This is a genomic window from Deinococcus marmoris DSM 12784, from assembly GCF_000701405.1.
In the GTDB taxonomy this organism is placed as follows: Bacteria; Deinococcota; Deinococci; order Deinococcales; family Deinococcaceae; genus Deinococcus; species Deinococcus marmoris.
In genome coordinates this window covers 1-5,227 of record NZ_JNIV01000169.1, presented here as the reverse complement: position 1 = coordinate 5,227, position 5,227 = coordinate 1, and the positions used below count along the sequence as shown (strand labels likewise).

8 protein-coding genes are annotated in these 5,227 nt (G+C 65.9%); 5 read left to right on the top strand and 3 right to left on the bottom strand.

Annotated elements, in window-relative coordinates:
• Both Q319_RS25090 and Q319_RS0122345 read left to right on the top strand, forming a co-directional pair.
• The coding region (locus Q319_RS25090; protein ID WP_156039550.1) for a helix-turn-helix domain-containing protein at window positions 1-337 on the top strand (337 nt) is incomplete at its 5' end.
• Between the two features lie 292 nt (window positions 338-629).
• Window positions 630-974, top strand: a complete 345-nt coding sequence (locus tag Q319_RS0122345) for a hypothetical protein (protein WP_156039549.1) — start codon at window positions 630-632, stop codon at window positions 972-974.
• Window positions 975-1,041: 67 nt separating this feature from the next.
• Here Q319_RS0122345 and Q319_RS0122340 read toward each other — a convergent pair whose 3' ends face one another.
• The gene (locus Q319_RS0122340) at window positions 1,042-1,287 is read right to left on the bottom strand and encodes a hypothetical protein (protein WP_051655689.1); all 246 of its coding nucleotides are present in this window, start codon (window positions 1,285-1,287) and stop codon (window positions 1,042-1,044) included.
• Window positions 1,288-1,439: 152 nt separating this feature from the next.
• On the opposite strand from Q319_RS0122340, the gene Q319_RS25940 reads away from it, so the two are divergent.
• Entirely contained in the window at window positions 1,440-1,796 is a 357-nt protein-coding gene (locus tag Q319_RS25940) for a helix-turn-helix domain-containing protein (RefSeq protein ID WP_051655688.1), read from the top strand.
• 37 nt (window positions 1,797-1,833) lie between these two features.
• Window positions 1,834-2,211 (top strand): type II toxin-antitoxin system RelE family toxin, encoded by a 378-nt coding sequence (locus Q319_RS0122330; RefSeq protein ID WP_211252412.1) that lies wholly within the window; start codon window positions 1,834-1,836, stop codon window positions 2,209-2,211.
• 53 nt (window positions 2,212-2,264) lie between these two features.
• Here the strand turns inward: Q319_RS0122330 and Q319_RS0122325 are convergent, their stop codons facing one another.
• Entirely contained in the window at window positions 2,265-2,957 is a 693-nt protein-coding gene (locus Q319_RS0122325) for a class I SAM-dependent methyltransferase (RefSeq protein WP_029484611.1), read from the bottom strand.
• 138 nt (window positions 2,958-3,095) lie between these two features.
• Between Q319_RS0122325 and Q319_RS0122320 the strand changes: the two genes are divergently transcribed.
• On the top strand, window positions 3,096-4,760 hold the full coding sequence (locus tag Q319_RS0122320) for an MBL fold metallo-hydrolase (RefSeq protein ID WP_051655690.1): 1,665 nt from the start codon (window positions 3,096-3,098) through the stop codon (window positions 4,758-4,760).
• Here the strand turns inward: Q319_RS0122320 and Q319_RS0122315 are convergent.
• Window positions 4,757-5,227: sensor histidine kinase (locus tag Q319_RS0122315; RefSeq protein WP_029484609.1), on the bottom strand; the 471-nt coding region annotated here is incomplete at its 5' end. The two genes, Q319_RS0122320 and Q319_RS0122315, sit on opposite strands and share 4 nt — an antisense overlap.

Sequence of the window (5,227 nt, the reverse complement as noted above, 5' to 3'; positions counted from 1 at the left end):
CCGCATGGGGAATTACGGTGAAGGCATGAGACTTTCAACGCAGACCCCATCCACCCCTCGCCTCCGCACCACACGCACCGCCCAGGCCCAGCCCGCCGGAGCTACAGACGAACCCACCGGCACCATCGTCTGTGTCCTGAGTGAAGTGATGGGCCGGCACCGCGTGAGCCAGACCGCTTTGGCCCAGGCCACTGGCCTCCGGCCCGCCACCATCCACGCCCTGTACCACGACCGCACCAGCTCGGTGACCTGGGACGTGCTCGCGCGCCTGCTGATGGGCCTGCACGCCCTGACCCACGAGCCTTACGAGATGGGCGACCTCTTCAGGTTGCGATGAACTGCTTGGAGCGCGGTGCGGTGGACAGGGTGGGGACACGGCAGGGCGGCGGAAGTGTGTCATGGCTGGACGACGGGAGCGTGTATCCCCGCAGTGAATGGCACGCTGACCGGCAGCGCGTCGGTGATCGGCACGCTTCCTGTGGATCCATCATTCTTCGGCACACTTATACGTATCCCTCTACGCAACAGCGCACTGACTGGTGGCTCGCGCCCAGCTCTGGCCTCCATCGTCGGCACACTTCCTGGCCTCTCCCTGTGGGCTGGCACGTTGATGTCCTGAGGGGAGCGCCGTGAGCCTGGGACCAGGCACGGTCATGCGGGCGGCGCTGCGGGCAGTCCAGCAGGCGGGGGAGCTGCTCGAAAGCCAGGAGGTGGCGCGGCAGGTCTTCGGGTACCCCACCATCGCGGACGTGCCCTCCAGTCGGGCAGCCGGCGTGCGCCGGGCACTGCGCGCCCTGATCCGGCGGGGGGAGATCGAAGAGCTGGGCCGGGATTGGGAGGGGGGACGGCGCAAGTGGGGCACGCACGCGGAAGCGGAGAAGGCGCGGGCACGCAGCGCACAGGTATGTGCGTTCATCGCCCGACGTGAGGCGAAGCAATCGGCAAAACAAGCCCCGAAACTTGAGGTGCGCTGAAAAAGACAGCAAGCGAAAAGGCTCGGGAATTCCCGAGCCTTTTTAAGTGTGCCTGCGCAGGTGAGGTTTAAGCGGCCCGTTCTCCTGTAGCCTCCAACGTCTCGGCGATCATTATGAGGCGGTCCGCCGCCCGCAGGACCCGGTCAGCGGCCAGCACGTCCACCGGCTGTCCATCGACTTCGGCCACGCAGCCTTGAGGGGTGCGGGTGATGGTCACCGTATGTGTGGCGATGCTGGTCACGACGCCGCACTCGCGGTAAGTGGTGTGAGCGTGCCAGGTGCGGGATAGGGCGCAGCGCTTGGTATCGTGCATGTTGATTCCTTCTTTGACTGGGGGAGTCAGTGGGGCGGGTGTTTCTTCGCGGGAAACCCGCTCCGACTGCTGCGCTCATTATATACGCTTTCCCGTCTAAAACCAAGCGGGAAGAGGTATAAAAATAGGCTTTGAGGGTGTATTCTCGGACCATGGGACAGATCCGAAACATCTTGCCGGAAGTGATGGGGCGGCACCGGATCAAGCAGACCGCGCTGGCCGAAGCGGCAGGGCTGAGATACGCCACCGTGAACGCGCTGTACAACGGCAAGACCGAGCGGGTGGATTTCTCCACCCTGGCCGCCGTTCTCGACGGCTTAAGTGTGCTGACCGGCGAGCGCTACACCGTGGCCGATCTGCTGGAGTACACGCCCGCCGACGAGGCAGAGACGGCAGAGGTGCTGGCAGACCATCCGAGCGTGCTGGAGCGCATCGCGCGGTTGGAGCAAGGCGCGGTACGGCTGATCCCCATTGAAGAGGTGGCCGCCAAGGACGGGCTGAAGCGGTGAGCCAGATTTGGAGCCTGCCCGTGGCCTCCTCACAGGCATGACGCCCAAAAAGAGCAAACCGGGTCCAGCCGTGACGCCCAGCGCGGACGATCCACCCGAGGCCGCCCCCACCCTTCAGGTCAGCCTGACCCAGGAGGCCGAGCAGGATCTGGCGCAGATCAGCGACGCGGCCACCCAGGACGCCATTCTGCACCGGGCGCTGAAGTTACGTCGTGATCCGCTGCACCTGGGTCAGCCCTTGACCGGTCCCCTGAAACACTTCCGCAGTCTGCGGGCGGCGGGGCAGCGCTCCCGCATCATCTATCATGTGGCGCTGACCGCCGAGACGCGGGCCGTGGTGGTGGTGGTCATCGGCATCCGCAAGGACGGCGATCAGCGGGACGCCGACGGCGGGGGCAGCAAGAGACTGACATAAGGGAGAGCATGGGAACGACGCTCCCCTTTCCTAACTGAATTCTGGGTTTTGCCTTAGCGCTTCCGGCAAACATAGGCCGCGAAGATCCCGGACGCACTGAACTCTGAGGCCTCGATGTTAAACCCGGTGCGGTCCAGCATCACTTCGAGCAGCCAGGTGTATGTGCTGAATTCGCTGCGCACATGCGTTTCCAGTTCGTGCTTTGGAAAGCCCTGTGCCGCGCTGAGCGGCGCAGCCTGGAGCCAAGTCTGAATACCCGCCTCGGTATCGGCTGGCGTGAAGCCATACACCAGATCCCGCAGCAGCAGCACCCCGCCGGGCTTCAAGACCTCCCCCATGCGGCGCAGTGCCTGCACCTGCCAGACTTCTGGAAGGTGATGCAGGGCGTTGCGCGAATACACAAAGTCCGCCGGCGGGGCGCGGTGCTGGTAGGTCAGAAAACCCGCCTCGGCGCACTTGATGTTCGTGACGCCTTGCTCGGCGGCTTTGCGGCGAAGTGCGGTCAACATCAGGGGCGACACGTCCACCGCAATGACCTGATGGCAGACCAGAGCCGCTTGCAACGCGAGGGCACCCGTGCCCGCCCCAAAGTCGATCAGGACATGCCTGTGGGACAGCCCGCGCTGCTGAAGGAGTTGCACGTCGGGTACGGGATCCACCTGCGCTTTGGCGTCGTAAGCGTCGACGTCTGCCGCCGTGAGGTGTTCCAGTCCCGCATGGGCGTGCTCGTCAAACATCCAGGACATGCGCTTCATTCCGCCACAGATCCGGGTCAAGGCGCATCGGCCAAATGAGCAAGGGGGGTTTCTGCCGCCAGAACTTCATCCCGCACGTCATGCCTGCTGCCGACTCATACCCGCTCCCTTTCCCGCACAATGCCTGCCATGAGTGACCTGCACTTCCTGGGACTCGGCGGCACCGACGAGGTGGGGGCCAGCAGCTACCTGTATCGCCTGGCCGAGGGCAACCTGCTCATCGACGCCGGGGCACGCCCAGGGTCTATCGGGGACGCTGCGTTGCCTCAGCTCGGTCTGCTGGCCGAGCACCCGCCCGCCGCGATGATCCTGACCCACGCCCACCTCGATCACGTCGGCGCGCTGCCTGTGGTCATCCGGCGCTTCCCGAAGCTGTCCATCTACTGCACTGAGGCCACCGCCCGCATCGCCACGCTGGTCCTGGGTGACACCCTCAAGGTCACCACCATGCAGGGCCAGCCGTTGTTCAGCGCAGGCGAGATGAAGCGCACGTTGGAGCGGCTGCGGCCTGTCCCGTACTTCATGCGGGTCAGCGATCACGGCTTCGCGTTCACTCTCTTTCCCAGCGGCCACCTGCTTGGGGCCGCCAGCGTGCTGATGGAGAGCGGTGGCCGGGCCGTGTTCCACACCGGGGACGTGAGCAACATCTCGACGCCGGTGGTGGACGCCGCCTGGCTGCCTGCTGCCGTCACGCCCGTGGACGCCGTGGTCTCCGAGAGTACCTACGGCGACACGCTGCTGCCCAGCCGCAAGGAACAGGTCAGGGCCTTCGTGACCGCCATCGGGGAGACCCTACGCGGGGGTGGGCGGGTGCTGATCCCGTCGTTCGCGCTGGGCCGGGCGCAGGAGATCACCCAGATCCTTCAGACCTCGATGGCCAGTGGGCTGCTGCCTGCCGTGCCGATCCACCTCGATGGCCTGACACGGGGCATCACGGAAGCGTACGAGGATATGCTGCCCCTGCTGCCAGAGGCTTTGCAGAACCGCACCAAGGTCAGCAAGCAGCGCCCGTTCCTGACCGGCACCGTGAACCTGGTCAAGGACAAGCGCGAGCGGGACGGCATCCTGGCCTCGGAGCGCCCCGCCGTGGTGATCGCCTCGTCGGGCATGCTGCACGCGGGGGCCAGTCCCCAGTACGCGAGGGCGTGGCTGCCACACGCCGAGAACGCGCTGTTCGTAGTGGGTTACCAGGATGCCGAGAGTCCGGGACGCAGACTCCTAGAACTCCAGCAGGGCGGCGAGGTCATGCTGCCTGCGCAGAACGGTGGCAAGGGCGGGGGCGGCTTCGAGCCAGTGGCAGCCTACTCACGGGTGGAGCGCTTCTATCTCTCGGCCCACGCGGACCGGGGCGGGTTGCTGGGGATGATCGCGCGGTACGCGCCGGGTAAGGTGATCCTGACCCATGGCGAGCTGCGGGCACGCAGCAACATGGCGGGCTACCTGAACAGCAAGCACGACGTGGGGTTGCCGGAGGCGGGCGAGCTGGTCTCACTCAAAGACAGTGGGAAGCGCCGGGGATCGTTCATGAACACCGCGCCCAAGAAACTCGAGGCGATGAAGGAACGCCACGCCCGGACCACGGTGAGCGTGCGCTATGACCCCGAGACGCACGAGGTCCGCATCGCGCTGCCGGATAACCTGGACGGCGCGCTCTTCGGGGAGGGCGACTACACCCTGGAAGTCCTGAGGGGGAAGACCAGCCGGGTCAAGCTGCGCGAGCATGACGCGGAGGCCATCGAGGGGCAGCGACAAGCTGACGCGGAGGACACCTCTGCCGAAGAGGTCCTGGCTTAGCCGGGTTCGTTGTCCCCCAGCTCCGCCGGGCGGACGTGCGGCAGCGTGAACGAGAACGTGGTGCTTTCCCCCAACACACTATCCGCCCAGATGCGGCCCCCGTGGCGCAGGATGATCCGGCGCACCGTCGCCAGCCCGATCCCGGTGCCCTCAAACTCGCTGTGACGGTGCAGGCGCTGAAAGGGACCGAACAGCCTGTCCGCGTACGCCGGATCAAAGCCCACCCCGTTGTCACGCACCCACACCGTCGACGCCTCCTCGCCCGCCTGCGTGCCGATCTCGATGACCGCCTGCTCACGCGTGCGCGTGAACTTCACGGCGTTGCTCAGCAGGTTGGTCAACACCTGCTGCAAGGTGGCTGCGTCCCCCATCACCTGCGGCAGTGACTCCACCCGCCACTCGATCTGGCGATCCTGGACTTCGTCCTCGACGCCTTTGCGGGCGTGGTCCACCAGCACGCCCAGGTT